Source organism: Clostridium carboxidivorans P7 (assembly GCF_001038625.1).
Taxonomy (GTDB): Bacteria; Bacillota; Clostridia; order Clostridiales; family Clostridiaceae; genus Clostridium_AM; species Clostridium_AM carboxidivorans.
The window spans coordinates 358,136-384,139 of sequence record NZ_CP011803.1 but is presented as its reverse complement, the minus strand read 5'-3'; the positions used below and the strand labels follow the sequence as shown (position 1 = coordinate 384,139).

The window sequence follows — 26,004 nt, the reverse complement described above, 5'->3', positions numbered from 1 at the left end:
GCTATTCTTATAAATTTTACACAGATTATTCTGTATCTTAATTTTTACATATTTACAAAATAAATTTATTATTTATCAAATGTAACTACATAAGTATTTATATTATTCTTGTTAATCACATCACTAGAATTTCCATAGGTAAAGGACAATGCGGTTCCTGTGCTATCCCAACAAATATTTGAAATACAAGGCACTCTTTTAATTTTCTTTTCTTTAATATTACCATCCTTGTCTTTAATCTTAACTGTAATATAATCATTTTCTTCATTTTTATCATTTAAACTAGATGCTTTTACTATCTCTTTTATGTCTCCAGTTTTGGTATCTATAACCTTAACAGACACATCAGATTTTTCATTATTGTTATTATTATTTATTTCATTATTACTCTCTATATAGGCAGCTTTGCTTCCATCTGGTGAAAGTATGTAATCAGATGTAAATGATCCTGAGCTTATTCTTCCTTTAGGTAATTTAAGATTTTGAATTATTTTACCAGATTCATTCAGTATAAGTGCTCCAAAAGTTCTATTTGTATAGACTCCATTAATTGCATCACCATTATTATCAAACTTATCCATAATAATTATCTTTCCTTTTTTATCTGCATGGGAAGAATATTTATCGAAATAAATATCCTTTATTTCCCTAGTTTTTACATCTATGGAGCATACTTTTACTCCCTCTTTACCATTTTTATTTTGAGTATAATAAAACTTACCTTCTACACTGCTTCCTAAATCTTTAATATCATCTATACCGGATATCCATGCATCATCATGTTCTTCACCATTATAATTTCCATCAGCATATACCTTTCCATTTATATCAATTACTGACCAATGATTGAAATAATTTGCTAAGATTTTATTGCTACTTACCCATATGAATTGAGCATCGCTATTTAATTTTTCAGTATTTACATCTTTAATTTCGCCTGTAGACAAATTTAATAATTTTACATTTTTATGAAGAAGATCTCCTGATTCAAGGGCTTTTTTCCATTCTTCACTTTCAATTTTAGGAATAACCCTTGCTTCTGCATAGAGAACATATTTCTTATCTGGTGACACTCCTAAAAATTCATCTATATTAACATTTTTAAAGTCTTCAAATTTCTTCGTATTTAAATTATATATACTGCAATATCTTATAATTCTAGTAGAATCAGGATTTTTAAATTCACTTTTTTTAGTTAAAGTCAAAACCTCATTTTCATTCATCCATGCTGCACTCTCAATATTCTCATACTTGTCAATTTGATATCCATTTTCATTAACTTTGGCAGAAGGCTTATATGCCATAACTTTTATATTATTTGTAGATTTAGCAGATACATCACTGGTTACTTTAAATATACCTACACCTCCTATAACCCCTACCACTAAAATCAAAGCCAAAATTTTCTTACCTAACATTGAATTTTACCCCCTATGTTATTGATAAATTAATGTTATCAAAACTTTTTCACAAAGTTATGAATAAATGTCACAATCTTGTAAACTTTATGGAGAAAATTCAACACAAAAAGTAGTACCTTCATTTAACTTAGAATTTACACTTATAGTTCCTCCTTGTTTTTCAACCAATTTCTTAACTAAAGCTAATCCTAATCCAGCACCTCCAGTTTCACGGCTTCTATGTTTATCAGCCCTGTAAAACGGTTCAAAAATTTTAGTAAGCACTTCTTCCCTCATACCTATTCCAGTATCTGCAACACTTATAATTATTCTGCCTTTGTCATTTTTATAACATTCAACATTTATACTTCCCTTTAACTTATTATATTTTATAGCATTGTCAATTAAATTGATAAAAACATGTTTTAAACTTTCTTCATCCAAATTTGCATCAATATCTTCAGCATTACATTTTAAAATCAAACCATTTTTCTTTATTTTTGCCATCATTGCTTTACAGGTTTCATTCAATAATCTTCTTAAATTAACTTCACTTTTTTCAATTTCAAAATCATATTTTTCAAGAGCAGATAAATTCAATACATTATCTACCATGCTTGAAAGCCGCTCACAGTCTTTAGATATACTTAAAGTTCCTTCTTCGATTAATTTCATATCATCCTTATACATTCCAATAACATCTGCATAAGCCTTTATACTAGTAATTGGAGTTTTAAATTCATGTGTTACATTTCCTATAAACTCTTTTTGTTGCTTGTCCATCTCTTTTAATTTCTCTACTGCTCTACTTAAAGAATCTCTTTCAACTTTAAGATCTTTAATGTTTTGTTCTATGGTATCACTCATAAATATAAGACCTTTATTCAATTCACCTAATTCATCATTTCGATTTACTTTATGAACTTTATTAAATTTACCTTTTTGAATATCTTCCACCAAATCTTTCATTTCATATATATCCCTGGTTAACCTAGAAAAATAAAAGCTTTCCACAGCTATACCAAGTATTAACACCAAAAAACCTATGCCATAAAATAATTTTTTTATATTATTGTAAAACAAGTTATTTTCCTTGTTTGAATATTCCAATTCTAAAATTGCTACTGTATTTCCATTATATTTAATTGGAGAATAGAAATATATTACATCCTTAATTTCTTTAAAAGAAACCTTATCTTTATTGGCATAGTCTATCATGATTTTTTTCTTATCATTCTCGTTTAATTTTGCATCTGTCTTAAATCCTGAAAGGAGTTCTCCTTTTGTATTATATATATTAGCAGGTATAGTCCTTAACCATGTTTTGTTAAAAATGCTTCCTCTTGCTAAACTATTACTATAGTCATCATTTTTATTCAACCTCATTCGCTCGCTAAAATATTCTTCAAACATATCTTTTTGCTTAAATAAAATAGCCTGTGTCCCTTTTTCCTGATATTCCTTTATTCCACTGAGTACAAAAAAGTTTAAAAATAATATTACAATAAGCAATAGTGAAGCTGTAAAAGATATTAGCTTAAATTTAATTCCCATTTTCAATTAATTCATCAACCCCTTTATAGCCAATACCATATACCGTTTGTATTAAATCCTGATAATTATTACCCAGCTTTTTCCTTATTCTCTGAATGTGTGTATCTACCGTTCGTGTTCCTCCAGCATAATCCATATTCCATATTATATTTAAAATCTGCTCACGAGAATACACTGTACCTGAATTTGAAAGAAGTAAATACAATAAATCAAATTCCATAGGTGTAAATTCTAGCAGAGAATTTTTTATACTTACAGTTCTCTTCTTTTTATTAATATTGAGATCACCTATATTTATAACACCACTGTCCTTTTCTTCATCAATAGTTTTATCAAGCCTTCTTATAAGAGACTTAATTCTTGCAATAAGCTCTCTAATATCAAAAGGTTTAGTCATATAATCATCTGCTCCAAGTTCAAGTCCAAGTATCTTATCCACAATATCTTCTTTTGCTGTAAGCATAATAATTCCAATATTTTTACCTTCTAACCTTTTACAGACATCATATCCATTTATTACAGGAAGCATTAAATCTAAAACTACTATATGCGGCTTATAAACCTCCACTTTATCAAGTGCTTCTCTGCCATCATAAGCTCTTTCCACAAAATAACCTTCTTTTTTTAGTGCATAAGTAACTACATCTAAAATGCTCTTTTCATCATCCACTAAAAGAATTTTTTCATTCACTTTTTTGTTCCTCCAAATTTACATTTCAATTAAAATTATAATTCTTACACAGTAAAATTATATCATACACTACTATTCATCAAAAGATTCCATATGATTTCATGTTTTCTATATTTGTATAACTAAATATAGAATCATTTATCTATTAATAATATCACTAGTTGTATCATCCAAAAGTTCAGGACTTTAAAAATTTTTTAATCACCCTACAATTTGGAAGTTTTTTTTTAAAATAATAAAGTATAGATGTAATTATAGAGGGAAATATATTTTTGTAATGAATTATGGAGGAGGAACAAACATGGATGAAAAAAACAAAGAAATTTTAAAAGGCTTTAAGGAAAAAAAGACAGATACTGAAGTTGCAAGAGAATTAAATACTGTTAAAAATCAACAGGATTCTTTAGAACATACCTTAAATGAAATTAAATCAACACTAGGAAGCACTTTAAACAAAAAAAGTTCTTCAATGCAAGCAACGTCTCAGTCTCAAGGACAATCCCAAAATAATCAACAAATTTCAAGTGAACTTACACAGGAAATTCGCGGACTTAAAACTCGTGCTCAACAGCAGCAGCAGCAAGTTCAACAACAGTTACAGTCTTCTATTCAACAAGCTATGTGTTCTTTAAATGAAGCTAATGATCAAATACAAGCAAATAATGCGCTTGCACAAACTAATCAACTTATAGACCAAGTTCAAACTCAATTAAATCAAATGGCTCAACAGAGTCAGCAAGGCCAACAGGGAATGCAGGGTCAACAAGGAATGCAAGGACAAATGGGCCAACAGAATCAGATGAATCAACAGGGTCAAATGGGGCAACAGGGAATGCAGCAAGGATATCAATATCAGCAGGGACATGGTATGCACTAAAAAATAAGTAAATATAATGAGCTATCTCTAAAATCATTTTGAGATAGCTCATTTATTTTTATATATTGATTATTATTAAAGGATAAGATATGCCAAATCTATCTTATCCATTTATGTGTATAAGGAAAAATCTAATTTTAGCATCGCCCCAACCTAAATCCCAAGGTACATGATATCTATCTGTAGTATGCGAATTTACTAATGGATAACCATGACTATCAAATCCTGTTATTACTCCAAAGTGATCTACATTTCCCCTACCTTTTTCATAAGCAACTAGATCTCCAAGCTGTACTTTCCCAATTGCACCACTTGGAAGTCTTTCTGAAGATTCAGTTAACTCTTTAAAAGTGCCAACACTAATTACACTTCCTCTTCCACTGCCTGTTAAATAATTCTTTAAACCATCTGCATTAGACCAAGCTCTACTTCCTGGAGTCCAAGAACCACCAATAGGCATACCCCCGCCTTCTTTATCTCCTAATACTTGTGATGCAAAATTACTACAATCTCCTCCTATACCATTATAATCACTATATTTCTTGTTGTATTTAAAATTATTACTACTTCCCCAAGCAGCTCCACAGTATTTATCAGCATAAGCAACAGCCTTCTCTCTATCATAGAATGGTCTACTATAACTTAATGCTTCATGACCATTATTTGAATCATGAATATTAGGGAGCATTCTTAAAATACTATCAGCAACATTAGAATAACCAAGTAGTGCATCTTCAAAGCAATCAGTATACCAATCGTTATAAATAACCCATTTATCATTTTTCTTAATCAAACTTGTTGTATGTCTTATTCCAACTCCAAAAGAATTAATTGGAGAATTATCATCATTGTTATAAACATAATCAAACTTATATGATTCTTGTAAAGCCATTTTTATTATATTGCCTTTAGGATAAATCTTTTTTATTCTCACTGCAGAGGTTACTTTTCCAAAAGTTATGTTTCTTTCATTTGACCAATCATTAAGATATTTTACCCTTTTGATTTCATGCTCCAATGCCCATTTACCATATCTCTGCGAAGTATCAAAAAGTTCTTTTAGAGATGATACATCACCAGAGACAAATGCTGCTGAACGTGCATTGTATATTCTTTCAACTTCTGATTTTAATTGATTTTCATCAATATTTTCAATTGAATTTTTCTTGTTAGGATCTGTTTTACCTTGATTTTCACTATTAGGCTCAATATTGCACTGAACGAATTTGTATCTTGCTAAATTACTGATTTGTATATTTTTTTGATTACATTTATTTGCATTTAGTATGTTGTAACTTAACTTTTCATCTTTAATTTCTGTTGAATTTTTCAGCTGCATTCCTTTAGCATAATTAAATTTGACTTTATATCCAAAAATAGAACTAATAATTAAAATAAAGAATATCACATGCTTATGTCTTTTTATCATTGCTAACTCATCACGCTCCTTTTAGTCTCTTAGTATATAACTTTCCCTGTCAGCACTATGAGTTATTCAATTTAATTTAAATTTTATATCCATTATGTACTGGTAATTAAAGCGATTAAAAATAAAAAAAGGAACTTATCTATAGAAGTTAACTATATACAAATTCCTTTTTTATTTAAAATCATTTTGAAATATTAGTACTGCTGCTTCAATAGTAGTATCAATATTTTTTACAATTACTTATAATAGTTGGACTTTGAAAAATGCTAATTTTTTCTCTATTAACCATCCATATACCTAAACATACCAATATTAGTGCAGCAATATTTTTAATTTCAAAAATACTCTCCTTTAAAAAAATAGCTGAAAGCACTGCTCCAAATATTGGAGTTAAAAAATTAAACATAGATACCGGACCTACTTTGTTGTATTTTAAAAGTAAGTTCCACAATGAAAATGCTGCAGAAGATAATAATGCCAGATAAATAAGCAATAAAGAAGATTCTACTGTAAAATTATAAACTCTTCCTTTAAACAAAACACCAATAAGTATAAGCATTAATCCTCCTATAAAAAGGCTGTAACCTGTTATTATAATTACATCCATACTTTTAGTAAGCTTTTTACCATAAATAGCGGATGCAGAAAAAATAAATGCTGCTATTATAACAAATCCTTCTCCCTGAAAACTAAAAGAAAAATTTAATAAATCACTACTAAAATTTACTATCATGACTCCTATAAATCCTGCAGTACATCCAATTATTTTTTGCATATTTAATTTATCATCTACATATATATAATGTGCTAAAATAACACTAAAAAATGTTACCGTAGAATTCATTATAGAACTTTTAACACCAGTGGTATTTGCAACTCCAATATAAAAAAATATGTATTGTAATGTGGTTTGCGTAAAACCTAATAAAGACAACTCCAATATATTCTTCTTTGAAATATCAAATACTTTTTTTCTGTACTTTTGCGCAATAATAAGTAATATTATACCTGCTATAGTAAATCTGTATCCTGCAAATACAAGTTCTGATGAAATATTAGATGAAGAAATATTAAATAGTTTATACCCTATTTTTATTGCAGGATAAGCACTTCCCCATAATAAGCAGCATATTGTTGCAATAACAGCAACAAATTTTGTGTTTGTAAAAATCTTTCTGTCCTTCAAAACTACCAAGTTCCTTTCTTTATGTATTATATAAAAATTTATGATTAACATTTACTAAGTCATCACTCTTAAGGCTCCATCTCTATACTCATTAGGACTTAATACTACAGGTAAACTTCCACAATCTATTATAGATTTACTTCCTATAACTCCACAAGGCTCTTTGGGAAACAACTGATTATTATACATGGCTCCTTGTGCAGCTACTTGTTTTAGTATAATAACTTTCTTCTTTTCAGTCTTTACTTTATCTACAAATTCATGAACTTCATCACATAAACTTGAATCTACATTTTTTAAGTAATATCTTATTTCTTGAACTATTTTATCACATACTCTATGCACTGTAGTTATATCTGATCTAGAAATTCCTCTTCCAGTTTTTAAATTTACATCTATATTAAGTATAATATCTGTACTGGAAGGGGTACCTCTTCTATTGAAATAAACAATATCCTTAAGATAACCTGGTGACCATCCAAATTTTCCTTGAGGTATTCCTAGTTCATCTGCACCAGTAAGCATAACAACTATACCTGTTATTAGATTAGTTACTCCTTCCCCTAACCTTCCTTGTACTTTAGTAGCTATAGGATAAAAGTCCATTATAGAATTTACCCATACTTGCTTATCATCAGGTTGTATAATTTTTATATGCACATTTTTTATAATATCTTCATTTTCCACAGCTTGATTTTCTAAACCTTCTTTTAAAAAAAGCACATTATTTTTTATATAAGTCTTTTCATCGAACATTATCTTTTCAATGTGAAAAGTTTTAATAACTAGCTTTCGTAATTCTTTATTCATTTTAATCACCTTAACTTTTTGAATTATACTACAATCTTAGCATTCAATATTATTACTTGCAAATGAACGAAAACCGTATTGCAAATTCTTATATGTTATATTACAAATTCTTATAGATTGAAATTCGAGTAATAGCAATTTTTTATATTTTTTGAATTGTATATCATATGCATGTATATTTAAAATAGATAAGTATATTTTTTTGCTTATCTAAAAATATTAAGATGTGGGGTATTAAGGTATGGAAGAAAAAGTTTTAACGGTATGTCCTTATTGCGGTGCAGGCTGTAATTTGTACTTAGTAGTTGAAGACGGAAAAATCAAAAGAGCAGAACCTGCAAATGGCAGAACAAATGAAGGAGAGTTATGTTTAAAAGGATACTACGGATGGGATTTTCTAAATGATCCTCAACTTTTAACCGCTCGTATAAGAAAACCAATGCTTAGAAAAAATGACCAACTAGTAGAAGTTACATGGGATGAAGCTATTAAATTTACTGCAGAAAAATTAACATATATAAAAAATAAATATGGTGCGGATTCCATAATGGGTACTGGATGTTCTAGAGGACCTGGAAATGAAACAAACTATGTAATGCAAAAATTTATGCGTGCTGTTATAGGTACAAATAATGTGGATAACTGTGCTAGAGTTTGTCATGGACCTTCTGTAGCAGGACTAGCTACAGTTCTTGGTAATGGTGCAATGTCAAACACTATTCCTGAAATTGAAAATGCAGATTTATTACTTATCTTTGGATACAACCCTGCTGAATCTCATCCTATAGTTGCTAGAAGGGTAGTTAAAGCAAAGGAAAAAGGTGCAAAAATTATAGTCGTAGACCCTAGAGTTACAGAAAGTGTAAGAATTTCAGATTTATGGCTTCAACTAAAGGGCGGGACTAATATGGCTCTCGTAAACGGCTTTGCCAATGTGCTTCTTAACGAAAACTTATATAATAAAGAATATGTTTCTAAATATACTGAAGGCTTTGATGAATATAAAGCTATGGTAAATAAATATAATCCTGAATATGTTGAGAATATAACCAATGTTTCTTCTGAAAAAATTAGAGAAGCCATGAGAATGTATTCCAGTGCAAAGAACCCAATGATTCTCTATGGTATGGGAGTTTGTCAATTTGGTCAAGCTGTAGATGTAGTTAAAGGTTTGGCTGCTTTAGCTTTAATGACAGGAAATTATGGAAGACCTAGTGTTGGTATAGGACCTGTAAGAGGCCAAAATAATGTACAAGGCTCTTGCGATATGGGAGCCATTCCTAACTGCTTCCCTGGATATCAAAAGGTTACTGATAAAGCTGTTCGTGAAAAGTTTCAAAAAGCCTGGGGCGTAAAACTTTCTGATAAAGTCGGATATCATCTAACTGAAGTTCCTAAACTAGTTTTAAAGGAAAATAAGTTAAAAGCATACTATATAATGGGAGAAGATACTGTTCAAAGTGATCCAAATTCAAATGAAGTAAAAGAAGCCTTAGATAAGTTAGAACTTGTAATAGTTCAGGATATATTTATGAATAAAACAGCTCTCCATGCAGATGTAATACTTCCTGCAACTTCCTGGGGTGAACATGAAGGTGTATACAGTGCTGCTGATAGAGGCTTCCAAAGATTTCGTAAAGCTGTAGAAGCAATTGGTGAAGCTAAACCTGATTGGCAAATAATTTCCGAATTATCTACTGCTATGGGCTATCCAATGCACTATAATAATACAAAGGAAATATGGGATGAAATGAGAAGTCTTTCTCCAAAATTCGCTGGTGCATCCTATGAAAGAATGGAAAAACTAGGAGGAATAGTATGGCCTTGTCCTTCTGAAGATCATCCTGGAACTCCTGTACTTTATGAAAATAATATATTTAGCACACCAAGTGGAAAAGGAATTTTATTTGCTGCTGAATGGAGACCTACTGAAGAATCTCCAGATAAAGAATATCCTTTAAGCTTATGTACTGTTAGGGAAATAGGACATTATTCTGTAAGGACAATGACTGGAAATTGTCGTACTCTTAAAATGCTAGAAGATGAACCTGGTAAAATTCAAATGAGTCCTGAAGATGCCAAGAAACTTAAAATTAAAGATGGAGATTTAGTAAAGGTTACTTCAAGAAGAGGCTCTGTAATGTCTAGAGCATTAGTTACAGATAGAGTTAGAAGTGGTGATACTTATATGACTTATCAATGGTGGATTGGAGCTTGTAATGAACTTACTTGTGATAATTTAGATCCTATATCAAAAACTCCAGAATACAAATATTGTGCTATTAAAGTAGAACCTTTTCCTAATCAAGCCTTAGCTGAAAAGGAACTAGCACAAAAATATACTGAATTACGTAAAAAAATGGGAGTAACAAAAGATACTTATGAAGTAAATGCTTAAATAATTTATTTTTTTCATTTATTTAATGCCATACTCCCTAAAAAGATTACTATAAATATTTTATTTTTTAAATCTAATTACATTATCTAATAAATATAAAACTTTTAAGGGGTAATACTCACTTTTCCTAATTTTTGTGTTCATATTGAATTTTTACTTTAGGAGTGGTATTATCCTTTATTTATTTTTTTAACTACATAACAAAAACGTTATCTTATTATAAGTATAATGCTTTTTAATATTATTGTAAACAGTTAAAATGAAAGTTGATAAAGCTTTTATCACTTTAGCTAAAAGTTATCTTTTTAGCTTAGGTATAAATATATAATATAAACATAAAAAGCTATAAAATTAGGTTAATCCTATATTTTATAGCTTTTTAAATTGAAAATGAAACCCATATTATATGAAGTTTTACAAATTGGATTTTGTAAACAGAGCGTTGTGGTCACTATCTATTTTTTCCTGTCTAAATTTTTTTATTCCAATTAAATCTGAAAAGAAATAAATCATAATAAATATAACTGGAAATGCATAACGCGGCTGTCCTTCAGTAATAAAATACATACAAGAAAACATATAAAAACAAATTAAACTATAAACACTATATGAATTAACTTTTTCTTTATTGAATATGCTGCAAATTACCTTTTTACTATACATAATCATCACTATAATTGATACTGCAGCTACTAATATTGATATGGCACTGGAATAAGCAGTTAAAATATTTTCTGTAATTTTATTTAAACCAGCTCCATTAAAGCTATAAGTTATAGAATATCCAATAAGATATGTTTTATATAATCTTTTAAATCCAAGTTGTACAAACTGTACTGGATGTTCTTTTATCCATTTCTTAGCTGCATCACTTAACATATTATTTTTTTCTGTCATATTAGCTTTTTTATATTCTTTTTTATTTACAATTGAATCCTCAACCTCACTTGCTGGCATCCATGCACCATAATGATTTTGAGAATTATTATTTATGTATAATACAATACCACTATTATTTGATACATAAGTAAACTGTCCTATTAACTTAGTATTTCTATATATCCATGGAGATATAACTAAGGCACTAGTGATTAAAACTATTAATGAATGTTTTATTACCTTTATAAATTTAAATTTTAAAATTATCTCTATTACAAATATAGCAAAGAAAAATATCATAAAAAATGGTTTAATCATAGTATTCATACCTGTTAAGGCTCCAATAATTATATATTTATGCTTAATATTTTTATGATATATTAAGGTTATTAGAAGCAATATAGTTGTAAATAATATTTCTGTTGCTAATATACTATTATAAAAAATGTTATCAGGAAAAAAAACAAATAATGCATATACTAGTTTTCTTTTATTTTCCTTTAACTCTACACTTTTCAAAATATTGTACATAAGTATATAATTAAAAAAGGTTAAAATTAAATTAAATATCTTTGCAACTATCAAACTGCTTCCAAATATTTTATATATGCCCCCTAAAACAATGGAATATCCAACAGAAGTATATGTGTCTCCCCAGGCACCTCCTGCGGCAATCTGCCTTGCAACTTCATCATAATATGCAAAATCTGAAAATGGTTTTGTATTTACTACAGCAGCCCATATAACACAAATTAGAATACCTAACATTGTTATTGATTTGTAATAGTTTTTTTCTAAAAATAATGTACTTGCAGTAATTTTATCTATACTTTTCATTGTAATGTCTCCTCTATTTTAGATTATTAAGCAAATCATCAGTTAAATTTTCAAATACTCTACTTATTTTATCAAAGTCAATCTTTAGTTTCAAATTAGTTACCTTATATTGATTTTTAAAACACATTTTCTTATGTATTTGTTTACTACTCAAACTTATTCTTATATATTGGTATCAATATATCTATTATGTTAAATTATGTAAATACATCATTGACATCCTTCCACCAAGCTATATAATTAAATTATAGCAACTTATTAACAAAAGAGTAAAAATTATATATGCTAGGAGGTTGGATTATGCAAGCTCATGAAATAATGATTACTGAGGTGTACACAGTCAATGAAAATGATCTAGTAAGGTCTGTTATAAAGAAATTCATTAAATATCGCATAAGCGGTATTCCTATAACAAATAGCAAAAATCAAATTGTAGCCTATGTAAGCGATGGTGATATTATGAGATACATAGGAAAGCATGAAAACTTGGTGGTAGATTTTTTATATTATGTTTCTGCTGCAAAAGGTGATGATGATGAATTTGAAGACAGGCTTCAAAAAATACTTAACTTAAACATTATGGATATAGCTCAACGGAAGGTTATTAAAGTTAACATGAATGAAGACATTGAGAACGTTGCCTCTATATTAGCCAAAAAAAGTATAAAAAAATTACCAGTAGAACATAATGGAGTACTAGTTGGTATTATTAGTCGTGGAGATGTCATAAGGAATTGCTTTAAATCTATACTTTAACATTTATTTAAAAGTTAAATAACCGCACACCTATTCAAATTTAAGTGTGCGGTTTATAAATAAATCCTTTTAATAATATTAGTTAAATGGAAGCAGCATACTTGTTAATTACATTATATACTCCATTTTTATTATTATTTTCCGCAATGAAATTAGCATGTTTTTTAACGTCTTCTGGAGCATTTTCCATGGCATAGCTGTAATATGCCTCTTTAAACATACTTAAATCATTATAATAATCTCCAAAAACCATTGTATTGTTTTCATTTATACCAAATTTTTGTTGAAGTATTTTTATGGCATTTCCTTTGCTGGTACCCTTATTCATTATATCTATCCACTTCCCACCAGACACTACAAATTCAAGATTTTCATTTAAATTGTTTTTTAAATATTCAACAGTTTCTGGCTTTACACCATCCTTTGTATAATAAGTCATTCTATAAATTGGACTTTTTACTTCCTTAAAGGATTTTATTATTACCAAAGGTATATCATAAAATTTAAACTCATCTAATAGGGCCTGTGATGGATTTACCATATATGCATCATCCGCAGCTGCTAAAAATAACTTCTCCCCAAAATCTCTTTTTAAATTTGCTACATGCTCTATATCTTGTGATGAAATGCAGCTTGAATAAAGAGTTTGTCCCTTATTATTGAATTTTACTAGTGCCCCATTATGTGATATAAATATAATGCTTGTCTTTATTTTTTCAAAATTTTTGCTCAGCTGTGAATAAAATCTGCCACTGGCTGCTGCAAATTTTATATTTTTTTCATGAAGATTATTTATTAATTCAAACATTTTTTCATTTATCTTTCCTTCATCATTTACCAAAGTACCATCCATATCACTTGCTATAAGTTTTATCATTAAATTTCCTCCCAAACTCAACGCTATAATTATTTCACTATATATTATGATTAATCTTCAATCACTTTATATTTAACTTTCATACATCCAACTATTTATATTATATATATTATGTATAAAAACTCAACTCTTTTTGTTCGAAGAAGAGGTAATAATCTCCCCTTCAATTTTAACTTTTTTATACTATATAGTATTTTATATGCTGTTTTAACATGCTTGTCTCTCTATTACCTCTTCTGTTTTTTAGCTACTTCCTGATGTTTTCTTGCTGGAGAATTTTATAATATTCATCCAAAATTGAATCTAGCATTTGGCTTACGATTATTACTTCCGGATCCAGCAAATCTGATTTCTCCTTTATTAAGTCGTTCATATAAGTCCTAGTTTCTTCAATTTTCTTCAATAACTGTTCTACTCTATCCATAATATCCCTCCCTTCATGACCAATATTATCATGTTTAGGTATATTATGGATTATATTGTATGTTATTTTATAACTGATTTAGTCAGTATATTACACGAAAATCTATATTGTTAGTTAAAGTTTCTATTTTAAAAAAGTTTTACAATCTAAACTAATCTTTTTTATTAACTTCTTTAAAGGATAGTTTAGCAACACCATATATTTTGAACTACTCTTTAAAGGTTTTTAAAAAATGTCTAGCTGCAGATGATAAATATCTATTTTTCATCCATATTATAGCTGTCTGTGTCTCTACAGAAGTTAGATTAATTTTCCTATAATTTAAATTAGAATTCGGAATAAGTCCAGTAGCAGCTTTAGGTACAATAGCTACTCCAATTCCAGTACTTGCCCAAAGAAGTATAGATCTAACATCATCACCTCTGCAAATAATCTTAGGCTTAACTCTTTCTTTTTCAAATGCATCAACTATAACTTTCTCAAATCTTCTATCAATTACTAATGGTGTATCCACAAGTTCAGCAATTTCTAAAGATCCTTGTTTATTATAAGAATATGAATTGCTGCTAGCTGTCACCATTGGCTCTTTAGGTAAGCATATTGATTCATAAATTTTAGAATTAAATGGAGTTCGTATAATACCAATTTCTATTGTTCCACTACTGAGCAGCTCCATTATCCTATAAGTATCACCATCCCATATCTGAAAATCAATACCTGGATATTTCTCATGAAAACTATGGATTCTCTCTGGCAAAAGTGTTGCTCCTGAAGATGGTACTGTACCAATTAACAAAGTTCCTTGAACCCCTTCATTAATATCTTTTAATTCTCTTACTGTAGTTTCCATTAAATTTAACATCTGCTCAGCTCGATATCGTAATTTTTCTCCTGTATCTGTTAATTGTATTTTACGTGTGCTTCTATCTATTAGTTTCACCCCTAGTTCATACTCCAACAATTTTAATTGATGGCTAAGTGGAGGTTGAGCTATATGTAATTTTTCGGCAGCTCTCGTTATATTCTCTTCTTCAGCAATCGCAAGAAAATATTTTAATTGTCTTATATCCATGCAAACAATCACTTCCCATACATTATTTATACTTTGTAAGTATGATTATAATACTTTATATATATTTTTCATATGAAATCTTCTTTGTTATAATAATAGATGAAAAGTTAAGCATGCTTAAAAACTAGTACTATCAAATATTTAAGTTATTTAATTTCTAATATATTTTTTGTCTTTTATAAAACTAAAATTTTAAGGAGGGATATCCTTGGATAATAACTTAATTTTCTTGTGTACAGCTTGTTTTTTTGCAGCTTTTGTTGATTCCATATCTGGTGGTGGAGGTATAATAAGCTTACCAGCATATTTATTAGCAGGAATACCACCACATCTAGCACTAGGTACAAATAAGTTTACTTCTTGTTGTTCAACCTTTTCCAGCTCAATTAAATTTGCACAGTCTAAAAAAGTAGATTTTAATATATTAAAATACTTAATCCCTTTTAGCTTTATTGGTGGTATTTTAGGAGCAACTACTGTACTGCGTATAAAAACAAGTTATCTTAATACTATAGTACCCATACTCCTACTATTTGTTGGGTTATACAGCTTATTTTCAAAAAATATAGGAATGGAGGATAGATTTAAGAACATTTCAAGAAAAAATATAACTCTAGGTATTATTCTTGCTCTATTCTTAGGCTTTTACGATGGCTTTCTAGGAGCCGGTGTCGGTACCTTCTTGATTTTTGGTCTTATAAAAATATATAATTTTAACTTTATAAGAGCAGGTGGAAACTGTAAAGTAATGAACTTTGTAGGTAATATTGCATCTATCATTGTATTTGCAGTAAGAGGAGAAATTAACTATAAAATAGGTTTACCTGTTGCAGTGTTTATGGTAATAGGTGCACATTTAGGAGCAAAAATAGCTTTAAGAAAAGGTTCTAAAATTATAAAGCCTATTTTTGTAACTATGTCTTTAGCTATTGCAGCTAAATTACTGTATAGCATGACACTTTAGAGTATGATATTATAAAATTTGCTATTATAATATAGAACCTAAAAATTCTATCCTCTTTATATATAAAAAAGCCTAAGAACTTTCCAATGTTTAATAAAATCAAACTTGCAAAGTTCCCAGGCCTTATTAAAATCTAAACTTTATCTATAAACCATATTCTGTAATAGGTCTCTTATTTATTTTAACAGTACTTTTATCTGTAACTCCACCTTGTACAATAAATTTTCCGTCAGGTATCCAACTATATGGACAAGTAATAGTTATATTGTTGTAATTCAAATTTATTGAATTTGTAATTGTGCATGAATCTTCAAAATATAAATCTGTATTTCCTCTATCAATTTGTACTGTTTTAAACCCTCCAGCACTTGCCAAAACATGTGTAGCACCCGTTGTAATGCCATTTATGAATAAATTGAAAACTATTCCACTATATATCTCTAAATTTGTAGTTATACCATTTATATTTAAATTCTGAACTATTCCACGCCCTATCATTATATTTGTAGTTATACCATTTGTATTTAAATTGACAACCTTTGTTTCTTCTTCCAGGTAAACATCTATTGCACTTGCATCAATATCAATTTTTCCAATTAAACTTATTATATTCATTTCAAACCATCTGTATTTACCTAGTATAACTTTTCCACTACCTGTAATAGAAAGATTAGTTGTATACATACCATTTATATTGAACACACTATCACCAGTTGCTCCAGCTATAGATACATCTATCTTCCTATTGTCATTTATCGCTGCAGTTATATTATTAAGTGACACACTTTCCTTGTCTCCTATATTTACATTCAATTGTCCATTTTCAATATCTAAATTATTCACCTGAATTCCACTACAACCACTTTTTAAATTTACTGCTGCAGTATTTCCTGGTAGTGTCAAAGCTTATCTACCAGTTCCACTGCTATCTAAAATAATATTTCTATTTATATCAAGTGAGTTTGTTAATGTTATTCCCTTTTCTAAAATTATCTGTTTTACACAATTATCTTGAAGAGCATTCCTTAATTCTGCCTCATTCTGTACAAAAGATTGTTTTAATTTTATTGTTATCTTGTATACCTTTATCACTACAGTATCCTGAGATTTAGATTCAACTACAATCTTATCATCGACATTGAAAACATTTGATGTCCATTTGTCTGAACTAAGCGTTATATCATTTACTTTTACTACTATAGTCTCTTTCTCTTCACCTAATCCTATAGATATACCTGTTAATGTTTCACCAATACACTTTTCTAAATTTACTCCATTAGGATTTGAACCCGTTACTAAAGCTTTACTTAAGTCTATATCATAGCTTGATATTTTTATAGAATTTAAGTCAGCCTTGTGACTTTCCAGTACTCCATCTATTTGAGTTTTATCAGTATCAATGAAATATATATAGCTTTGTTTTAAATTGTTTCCTACATTAGATATACTATTGTTTTCTAATGCTGTAGTTGATTGCTCAACCCCTTGAAGTTCTATTGCTGCACTAAACATTCCATTTGGTTCACTTATTTCTATTGGCGTAAGTGGGTTATTCCAGACGTTATCTACTGTATTATATATGACACTAATATTATTTGACATAAAGAATTGTTTAGTTGTAGTATTATAAGTTCCTACAAATATACCCTGTCTTGCCGTGTTACTTATATTATTATCCATTATATTTAGTCTATTAATAGATACAGGTGAATCTGTATCTCCTGATTTATAAACTGTTATACCTGAACCACAAGCTGCTTTTGAATTAGGTCTTACTATATTTTTAATTGTATTGCCATAAATGCCACAATTATCTCCCCAAACATATATACCGTTTTCTGCATATCCTTTTCCATCTACAGTTAAATTTACAATGACTACATCGTTACTCTTAATGCCAATGACTGCACTATAATCAGCAAAGCTTATCTTACTTATATCACTGCCTGCAGTTATTTGTTTATTTTCTTGTACTAATTCTACTAAAGGATTGTGACCTAATATAACTGGTCTTAATATTTCTATTGGATTAGATATATTTTCTATATCCGATAGAATATTGATAATACCTACTTCTGGCCACTCCCTTAATATAGTTCTTAAACTATCTTCTGTAGAAACATCATAAATCACATGATTGTCTGGTAAATCAGAAATATCAGTGTATACTATACGTTTGTTTGGTGCAAAATCTATAAATTCACTGCCTGTAATATTTATACGCCTAGGTATTGAATTATTCTCTCCAATTATTGAAATACCTTTAGTCCCATTTACAAGAGAGTGCTCAAATTGTGAATTTATAATTATATTAGAACATTCACCAATAATTACTACACAAGCTTGAATATTATATTTTAGTTTATTTTCAATTATTCTAGCATTTCTAACATCATGAAGTACTATAGCCTGATTATTATTTGTAAATTCGCAGCCTGCAATATCTATACTATATGAATTCTCATTGCATTTAACTCCTATATCCCAATTATCAATTTGAAGTTCTGTAACTGCTGCATTATTTGATAATATATTAATAGCTGTTCCTGACTTTTCTATTTTAGACTTTAATGAAGCGTTAGACGTTCCTTGTAAAATTATAGGTCTATTTATTTCTAAAGCTTCATCATATACATATTCTCCTGGTAATAGGTTAATCTTAGCTATAGAATATACAAGTAAACTATATTTTAATACTTTAATATCATCTACTGAAACTTCTCTATCATCTACAGCACCACTTATATTAGTTATACTTTTACCACTTATAGCTATACCTTCAAAAACTCCATCTAATATAATATTTTTAATGTTATTTTGAGTTAGTGCAAATACCACTGCTGAAGAATTACCTGCTTTAGCTGTATCAGTATTAGTTTGCTCATAACCTTCTACATGAATAGTGCTTATATCTGTAACTCCGCTTCCTATATTCATATTATCAATGTTTTTTCCACTAATATTTAGATTATTAGCATTTAGATTTAAAGTTTCAACACTTGCTTCATCAGATAAAGTCAAAGTTGTATCCTGTGCATTAACTTGAACTGTTTTAACCTTTTCTTTTGCAGCTACTTGAATATTTGCTTTAGGTGCTTCTACTGATATTCTTTCAACTTTTGCTTCAGGATTAACTGCAACTACTGCTCGTGGTGTTCTTACATTCACCTCTTTAACTTTTGAATTAGCCACTTGAAGTGTTGGTGGCGGCGCTGCTTGTTTTTCTTGGGCATTCATATTAATTCTTACAATGTCACTTGGTATAGATGGTTGAGCTGCAGAAGCAGAACATGGCTTTACTGCCACTCTTGCATTACAGGAAATTTGAACTATGTCTGTCTTTACGCCATTTAAATTAATACTATTGGTAGATCCTGAGAGTATTTTTGTTTCACCACTGACATCCACCTTTTCAATTGTCATACTTCCGTGTTCTCCTATATCTATAACCAACTCTCCATCTATAATTAAGCTTCTGAGTACATTTTCATCAGCACCATTACCAAATGTTATATCATTACCTGTATTGGGAGTTGTTAAAGTGAATTTATTATTTCCTTCACTATCCAAAATAATATATTTATTTATAGAAAGAGCACTAGTTAGTGTTATATCATTTAATAAAGTTATATGACCTATAGAATCATTTAAAAGTGCAGCTCTCAATTGCTGCTCATCACTTACAGTAATAGGTTGTAATGTCTTTTGAACTATTGTTATCTTATATACATTAGTTACTACTTTATCTTGAGATGTGCATTTAACCGAAATTACATCATTAATATTGAAATCATAGGAATCCCATAGTATTTTATCAATTACAGTAGTTTCTCCATTTCTTACTACTTCCAGTGCTGCAGCTGCGTTAGGTTCTTCTTGTGTCATACTAATACCTGTTGTAGTCTGAGCACCTACCTCTAAAACAGCACCATTAGGATTGGTATCTGTTATTAAAGCTTTATTTAAAGCTATTGGATAAGTTGCTATTTTTATAGAACTTAAATTAGCATTGTGGCTTTTAAGCACTCCATCTATTTGGGTTTCATTGGTATCGCTAAAGTATATATAACTTCTCTTTAGATTATTTTTTACATTAGATATCAAATTATCTTTAAATTCAGTAGTAGATTTTTCAAGGCCTTGAAGTTCTACTGCTGCACTAAATATACCATTTGATTCCTGTGTTTCTATTGGAGTAAGTGGGTTATTCCATACATTATCTACTACATTATTTGTAACATTAATATTAGTTGACACAAACAATTGTTTAGTTTCAGTATTGAAGGCTTCTACAAATATACCATGTCTTGCTGTATTCATTATAGTATTTGAAGCTGCATTTAAAGTGTTAATAGATGAAGGTAGTGATGTAGTTCCTTCCTTGTACGCTATTATACCATCACCACAAGCTGCTTTGCCTTCAGGTCTTACTATATTTCTAATTATATTGTTATAAATACTGCAGCTATCTCCGTGAACATATATACCATTTTGTGCAAAGTTATTTCCATCTACAGTTAAATTTTGGATTGTTACATTGCTGCTGTCTGCTGCAATAACTGCGCTGTAAGGTGCAAAGCTTAAATTGCTTATATTAGAAGCTGCTGATATCTTGATTTCTCTGGATATTCCACTTAATATAACAGGTCTTTTTATTTCTATTGTAGTGGATATATCTAATACACTTTGTAGAATATTAACAGTACCTATTTCTGTCCAATTTGTGAGTACATCTCTTAACTCATTTTCTGTAGAAACACCATATATTACATAATACTCCGGTAAGTCAGGAACATTATCATATACTACACGTTTATGCAAATCAAAACCTGTAAAGCTGCTGCCTGTAATATTTATATTTTCAGGTGAAGAATAGCTGCAAATTATTGAAATACCTATAAAATCGTTATTAGGTGAATTTTCAAATTCTGCACTTATATCCATACTGCTGCAGTAGTTTTCAATTGTAACAGAAGCCTCACTGTTATCTTTAAATTTAGTTTTAGTTACTCTACAATTTATAACATCATCAAATACTAAAGCTTCATTATTATTTGTAAATTCACATTCTGAAATATCTATATTAGATAAATTTCCAAAATTAAGTGCAGTATTAAAATTCATCATGTGCACATTTTTTAAATTTATTGAGCAATTTAATAAGAATTGTCCTTCAAAATTAATACCCTCTGCATTTGGTGTCAACCCTATAATGTTTAAATTTTTCAATTCAACCTTTATATTTTCTAAAGTTAAAATATACATATACATATCAGATAAAATTAAATTAGTAATAGGCTTACCCTGTTTATCAACCATTCCTGAAATATTGATATTTCTTGAAACATCAATATTATGGTTAAATATAGTAAAATCACCTGCTGGAATATTAATATTAGTTATAGAAGCATCATCTAATGCATTAGATAATTCTTCATCATCTTTAACCTGACCAACTACATTAAAAGATATATTTGGAGAATACATTACCGCTCTAGTATTTACACTTATATTCGCAGTTCCAGTTTTATTTATCATAATTTGTCCACTTTCATCCACTGGTATATTAACATCATTAGAAGTATAATTTAAGGCTGCAGAATTCTCATTTATAATATTGCTTTGTGCCATAACAGGACTTCCTGTAGGCAAGAATAATTCAGGTTCTTTTATAATTACTAATGATATTCTGTCATATTTTCTCGAAGATGAAGTAGCAATTACTTTACACTCTCCATTAACAACTTCTACAGCCTTTTCTGAAAACCATACAAAACCATCATCACTTATTTCCAAAACAGCTAGAGTTTCTTTCGTTCCTACTTTTTTTACTTTATAAGCTGCTGAAAAATTATTACCAAGCTGATATAAATTACTGCTTTCTATTAACACATCTCCATCCTGTTTACTATCAGTAACTAGTTTGGAATCATCATACTCTACAATAAGTCTAGGCCACATATATTCCTCTGTATATTCTCTACTCCTGAACCATATAAAAGATGAAGCGCTTTGAGATGCTATTACTTCTATTCCATGAACAACTTCATTTTTATCATTTAGCCACTGGTTAACAATAGATGTAACATCTATATCAAAATATCCATTTAAATTACCATCACTTATAATGGAACTTGAACCTAATTCCTCATGGGAAGGCTGATTGTTCCAGTTAACTTCCATTTCATTAAAATTCTGAATTAGCTTATATGCACTTACTTCTTGAGTACCTGTTTTATCCTTTTTATAAACATATAATCTTAGTAATACTCTTGAAATACTTACCTTTGAAAATATTGAAGAAATATCAAACTTTAAAAGAGTTTTATAATAATCATTTCCTGATGAAGAACTTCCAATTAATAAAGAATCTGATTTTCCAAAATTAACTTTTGCATTATACTTACTTATACAAGTATCTTCTATAGGGAAAAGTATTTCTAACAAAATTATCATCTCCCAAATTTAACATTTTACAAAGCTTGCTCTGAAGTTCAAACTGCGTCTAAATCAAGTTTCACTTCATTAAATTTAAGTCTGATTAAATCTATTAAATCGTAGTACATAATATGTTGCTTTCATACATTTGGGATAAAAATTCGAATTTTCTGCTTAAAAGCTTTTATAGAGCTTGTTTCTTATTTCTGATAATGAATAGTCTTTTATCAATTTACCATCTTTAAACACAACTTGTAATAAATTATCCTTACATTTTTCCTGCTCTTCTATTGTCAATTCATCCTTATACAAAATATCTTGTCCATCTCTATACACATAACACATTCCTTTTTGTGACTTTTTAAAATTATCTTTATCTGTTTTTGGAGCTTTAAAGATGAACTTTTCTTTACCATCTATTACTGCATGAGTAGCCTTTAATGCAAATCCAAAAGTATCTCTAGTATTGTACTGATAGGTATATGATCCTATACCAAATACACAATTACTTACTGCAAAGCCTTTTTCCTCTAACCCTTTACAAATCTCTTCGCATCTTTGAACAGTTATACTATCCCCATAAATTGTACCTATTTTGCTATTTAAAACTTTATATCCCTTTGAGTTAATTTCTCCGCCGAATATATCCCACAGCAATTCAACAGTTCCCTTATATTCATTACTGCCCTTTTCAGCTTCTTTATCTCCACAAATTATTTTTACTGGATCTCCACTATCTCCTCTAATAACAATCTTTCCATCTCTATTTATAATATCTTCTTTTAATTTTGGAAGTATATGCGTTATAACATTCCAGTAATCATAGGTATCAGATACTATGCTCAAAACTCCACTTGGAAATACTTCTGTTATCAACCTTTTGTATGCCTGAAATTCATCTTCTCCATAGCTGCACATTACACTGTGCTCTGTAGAAGGTGTTCCAAGTCCAACTAATTCTTCCTCTACATTGCAATTATAATATTTCTCTAAATAGCTAATAGCAGGTATTGTTGCCGTTCCTACAAATGAAAGTAAATGTGCTGCACCACTAAACTCAGCACTTTCCACAGAACTAAAGCCTCTCATACTAAAATCGCCGCAAGCATTTTTTACATTTCCATTTTCCACAGTGAGATTAAAATATTTTTCCACTATTTCTCTATATCTATATGCAATAGTTGCACTAGTCATTGGCTGCCATATATTGCAGCTCATAATCGTTTCTAAATAGTTTACAAGCCATGGAAAGTCCTTATGTGTATTAGTAATTTCAATCATTGGAGTTTTAATATTTACTCTTAATCCTTCCTCTACAGCTTTAATTTGTATTGGCAAATATCCTAAATCATGAAGAGCTTCAATATGTTTTGTATCAGCTGCCATTTCCCCCATGGTTTTAGAAATAATTCTTTTATACTCTAAAACTACAGTTTCCTTGTCCTTATTAAAAAAGTTTTCATTAAAATATTCAATTAAATACTTCTTTATAAAAGACTGCAAGCCAAACATAACAACTTTATTCATATTTTCTTTTCTAGACATTCTTGGAGTCCAATAACTTACTAATTTAGTCATTCCCTTTGCATAACACATGTGATGAATTGTTTTATAAAAATCTGTTAATAAAAATGGATTTATCATTATAAACTTCCCCCTTAAATTTCATACACATTAATTTTTTCATGTTCTTTACTTAAAATGCTGTTGGTTGTATATATAGCTTTTATCAAATCATTTTTTAACAGATCACCTTGGAAAACTGTATCTTCAAGATGAGTAACTGCCAAGTATATTTCCCCTGCTCCCATTTCCTTTAATCTGGAAGCAGCTAACATAAAAGTCCCTCCTTTTGAACATAAATCATCTACTATAATGGCTTTAAAATTTTTACTTTTTACGCTGCCATTAATGTCTAATTTCTTTATAAATCCTGTTTTAAAATCTCTTTCTTTATTTGCAGTTAAAATTTTTTCATAACTTATATCTTTTCCATACCTCTTTGCTGCACCTGCATCTGGATAAACTAAGTAAACATCTTCTTTTCCATTGTTCAACTTTTTTAATAAATGTTCAGTTAGGATTTTTGACATATTCACTACCTTAACTCTATCTAATAATGCAGCAGATACATCTGAATGTGGCTCATAAATTGTAACACTTTCAAAATTTAAACTATTAATCAATTTACACAAATACTTTAAAGTAAAAATCATTATTCCTTCAGTTCTATCCATTCTGCTGTAAGGCATATATGGAAGTATTAAACTACATTTTACTTTTAATTCATCTAAGTGTCCTTTTAAAAATATTAAATGAGTTATATCTTCATCATTTTCAAACTTAACTTTTATTTCATTATTATTTATTCTTAATTTTAAATTTTCACTATGGATCATAGCTTCACCATTAGGGAATTTTTTAAATTCTACTTTCTCACCGTTAAAATAAATCATTTTTGAACCTCCTCTAAAATAAAAAATATCCTTTTTTATTATTCTTCCTAAAAATTTTATAATTCTTCTAAAAACAAACATATTTGCAAAAATACCAAATATATTTGCTATGTATTCTATTAACAAATTGATATTAACATATTGTTAATATCAATTTGTTAATATGATGATACATCTTATTTTTCCAAATGTCAATAGATATTTGGAATTTTTATTGTAAAAAATATGCCTCACAAACATTAATGTCTGTAAGGCGAAAATTTTTGTTTATTCATCAAAAAAAGCTGTGGTCATTTCCACAGCTTAAAATACATCTTTAACTTCATTTTAATGAAATCTATTTTTTTATTTTATTACATACATATATATTATCAACTATTATTTAACTAAAAACACCTTATGAAAGAATTTTATCTCTAACTTCCATTAAAGCAAATCCTAAAAGATTTGATCCTTTCCAATACAAAGGGTTTTCTATATTAGGATCGTCCTTAGACATACCTATTCCCCAAATTCTATCATATGGACTTGCTTCTACCAAAACTCTATCTTTTGTTTGAATTAAAAATTCTTTAAGATTTTCGTTTTGAGTAAACTTTGCATAATTGCCTTTAACTATGATAGAATATCGTGATTTTATCCACAATTCTTCATCAAAGTTTTTCACCTTTCTACCTAAAGTCTTTATCTGTTTAGGCTGACTACTCTTCATTATTTCATCCAAAGTTTCATTATCTTTAAAAAGTCTAGCTTTTTCTGCCATCATATACTGCTCCATACAGCAATAAGTATATCCATCAATAACAAAATTTGCTTTCCACCACTGGCTTAAACAAGTTTTTGTAATACCGCCATCTCTAGAAGGCTGATGTCCCCAAAAAAATAAATATTTAATTCTTTTCCCCTTTTGAAAGTCCTGTTTTAAATTATCAATTGTGTATTTCATTTTTATAAAT

Annotated in this window: 19 protein-coding genes; 4 read left to right on the top strand and 15 right to left on the bottom strand. The window is 29.0% G+C overall.

The window, feature by feature from the left end; genetic code table 11:
• Positions 1–68: 68 nt before the first annotated feature.
• From Ccar_RS01775 to Ccar_RS01765, 3 genes are all read right to left on the bottom strand, one after another.
• Positions 69–1,418 carry a hypothetical protein gene (locus Ccar_RS01775; RefSeq protein WP_007064458.1) on the bottom strand — a complete coding sequence of 450 codons (1,350 nt, stop codon included), beginning with the start codon at positions 1,416–1,418 and terminating at the stop codon, positions 69–71.
• 87 nt (positions 1,419–1,505) lie between these two features.
• Positions 1,506–2,954, bottom strand: a complete 1,449-nt coding sequence (locus tag Ccar_RS01770; RefSeq protein ID WP_237737309.1) for a sensor histidine kinase — start codon at positions 2,952–2,954, stop codon at positions 1,506–1,508.
• Positions 2,944–3,645: a response regulator transcription factor gene (locus tag Ccar_RS01765; RefSeq protein ID WP_007059781.1), complete on the bottom strand. Its 702-nt coding sequence runs from the start codon at positions 3,643–3,645 to the stop codon at positions 2,944–2,946. The genes Ccar_RS01770 and Ccar_RS01765 overlap by 11 nt, the downstream gene beginning before the upstream one ends.
• Before the next feature lie 277 nt (positions 3,646–3,922).
• Here Ccar_RS01765 and Ccar_RS01760 point away from each other — a divergent pair, with 277 nt between their 5' ends.
• Entirely contained in the window at positions 3,923–4,522 is a 600-nt protein-coding gene (locus Ccar_RS01760) for a hypothetical protein (RefSeq protein ID WP_242655068.1), read from the top strand.
• 103 nt (positions 4,523–4,625) lie between these two features.
• Here the strand turns inward: Ccar_RS01760 and Ccar_RS01755 are convergent, their stop codons facing one another.
• The 3 genes from Ccar_RS01755 to prdD form a co-directional block, all read right to left on the bottom strand.
• A complete protein-coding gene (locus Ccar_RS01755) occupies positions 4,626–5,951 on the bottom strand; it encodes an amidase domain-containing protein (RefSeq protein WP_007059783.1) in 1,326 nt (441 codons plus the stop codon).
• 220 nt (positions 5,952–6,171) lie between these two features.
• Positions 6,172–7,137 (bottom strand): DMT family transporter, encoded by a 966-nt coding sequence (locus Ccar_RS01750; protein ID WP_007064461.1) that lies wholly within the window; start codon positions 7,135–7,137, stop codon positions 6,172–6,174.
• A gap of 54 nt (positions 7,138–7,191) precedes the next feature.
• Entirely contained in the window at positions 7,192–7,947 is a 756-nt protein-coding gene (gene prdD, locus Ccar_RS01745; RefSeq protein ID WP_007059785.1) for a proline reductase cluster protein PrdD, read from the bottom strand.
• Between the two features lie 241 nt (positions 7,948–8,188).
• Here prdD and fdhF point away from each other — a divergent pair, with 241 nt between their 5' ends.
• On the top strand, positions 8,189–10,345 hold the full coding sequence (gene fdhF / locus Ccar_RS01740; protein ID WP_007059786.1) for a formate dehydrogenase subunit alpha: 2,157 nt from the start codon (positions 8,189–8,191) through the stop codon (positions 10,343–10,345).
• Between the two features lie 414 nt (positions 10,346–10,759).
• Here fdhF and Ccar_RS01735 read toward each other — a convergent pair whose 3' ends face one another.
• Entirely contained in the window at positions 10,760–12,061 is a 1,302-nt protein-coding gene (locus Ccar_RS01735; protein WP_007064462.1) for a glycosyltransferase family 39 protein, read from the bottom strand.
• Between the two features lie 300 nt (positions 12,062–12,361).
• Here Ccar_RS01735 and Ccar_RS01730 point away from each other — a divergent pair, with 300 nt between their 5' ends.
• Positions 12,362–12,817, top strand: a complete 456-nt coding sequence (locus Ccar_RS01730; protein WP_007059789.1) for a CBS domain-containing protein — start codon at positions 12,362–12,364, stop codon at positions 12,815–12,817.
• An 82-nt stretch (positions 12,818–12,899) separates the two neighbouring features.
• On the opposite strand, the gene Ccar_RS01725 is transcribed toward Ccar_RS01730, so the two are convergent.
• From Ccar_RS01725 to Ccar_RS01715, 3 genes are all read right to left on the bottom strand, one after another.
• Positions 12,900–13,694, bottom strand: a complete 795-nt coding sequence (locus Ccar_RS01725) for a Cof-type HAD-IIB family hydrolase (RefSeq protein ID WP_007064464.1) — start codon at positions 13,692–13,694, stop codon at positions 12,900–12,902.
• A 247-nt stretch (positions 13,695–13,941) separates the two neighbouring features.
• Entirely contained in the window at positions 13,942–14,118 is a 177-nt protein-coding gene (locus Ccar_RS01720; RefSeq protein WP_007059792.1) for an aspartyl-phosphate phosphatase Spo0E family protein, read from the bottom strand.
• A 208-nt stretch (positions 14,119–14,326) separates the two neighbouring features.
• Positions 14,327–15,190 (bottom strand): LysR family transcriptional regulator, encoded by an 864-nt coding sequence (locus tag Ccar_RS01715; RefSeq protein WP_007059793.1) that lies wholly within the window; start codon positions 15,188–15,190, stop codon positions 14,327–14,329.
• A gap of 208 nt (positions 15,191–15,398) precedes the next feature.
• On the opposite strand from Ccar_RS01715, the gene Ccar_RS01710 reads away from it, so the two are divergent.
• A complete protein-coding gene (locus tag Ccar_RS01710) occupies positions 15,399–16,154 on the top strand; it encodes a sulfite exporter TauE/SafE family protein (RefSeq protein WP_007059794.1) in 756 nt (251 codons plus the stop codon).
• 144 nt (positions 16,155–16,298) lie between these two features.
• On the opposite strand, the gene Ccar_RS01705 is transcribed toward Ccar_RS01710, so the two are convergent.
• The 5 genes from Ccar_RS01705 to Ccar_RS01685 form a co-directional block, all read right to left on the bottom strand.
• Positions 16,299–17,057, bottom strand: a complete 759-nt coding sequence (locus Ccar_RS01705; protein ID WP_007059795.1) for a hypothetical protein — start codon at positions 17,055–17,057, stop codon at positions 16,299–16,301.
• A gap of 3 nt (positions 17,058–17,060) precedes the next feature.
• Positions 17,061–22,610: a DNRLRE domain-containing protein gene (locus Ccar_RS01700; RefSeq protein ID WP_423230840.1), complete on the bottom strand. Its 5,550-nt coding sequence runs from the start codon at positions 22,608–22,610 to the stop codon at positions 17,061–17,063.
• A 156-nt stretch (positions 22,611–22,766) separates the two neighbouring features.
• Positions 22,767–24,236, bottom strand: coding sequence for a nicotinate phosphoribosyltransferase (locus Ccar_RS01695; RefSeq protein ID WP_007059797.1), 1,470 nt, complete (start codon positions 24,234–24,236; stop codon positions 22,767–22,769).
• Positions 24,237–24,250: 14 nt separating this feature from the next.
• Positions 24,251–25,048 carry a ribose-phosphate diphosphokinase gene (locus Ccar_RS01690; protein WP_007064467.1) on the bottom strand — a complete coding sequence of 266 codons (798 nt, stop codon included), beginning with the start codon at positions 25,046–25,048 and terminating at the stop codon, positions 24,251–24,253.
• 397 nt (positions 25,049–25,445) lie between these two features.
• Positions 25,446–25,994, bottom strand: coding sequence for an NADAR family protein (locus tag Ccar_RS01685; RefSeq protein ID WP_035774366.1), 549 nt, complete (start codon positions 25,992–25,994; stop codon positions 25,446–25,448).
• Positions 25,995–26,004: the final 10 nt, after the last annotated feature.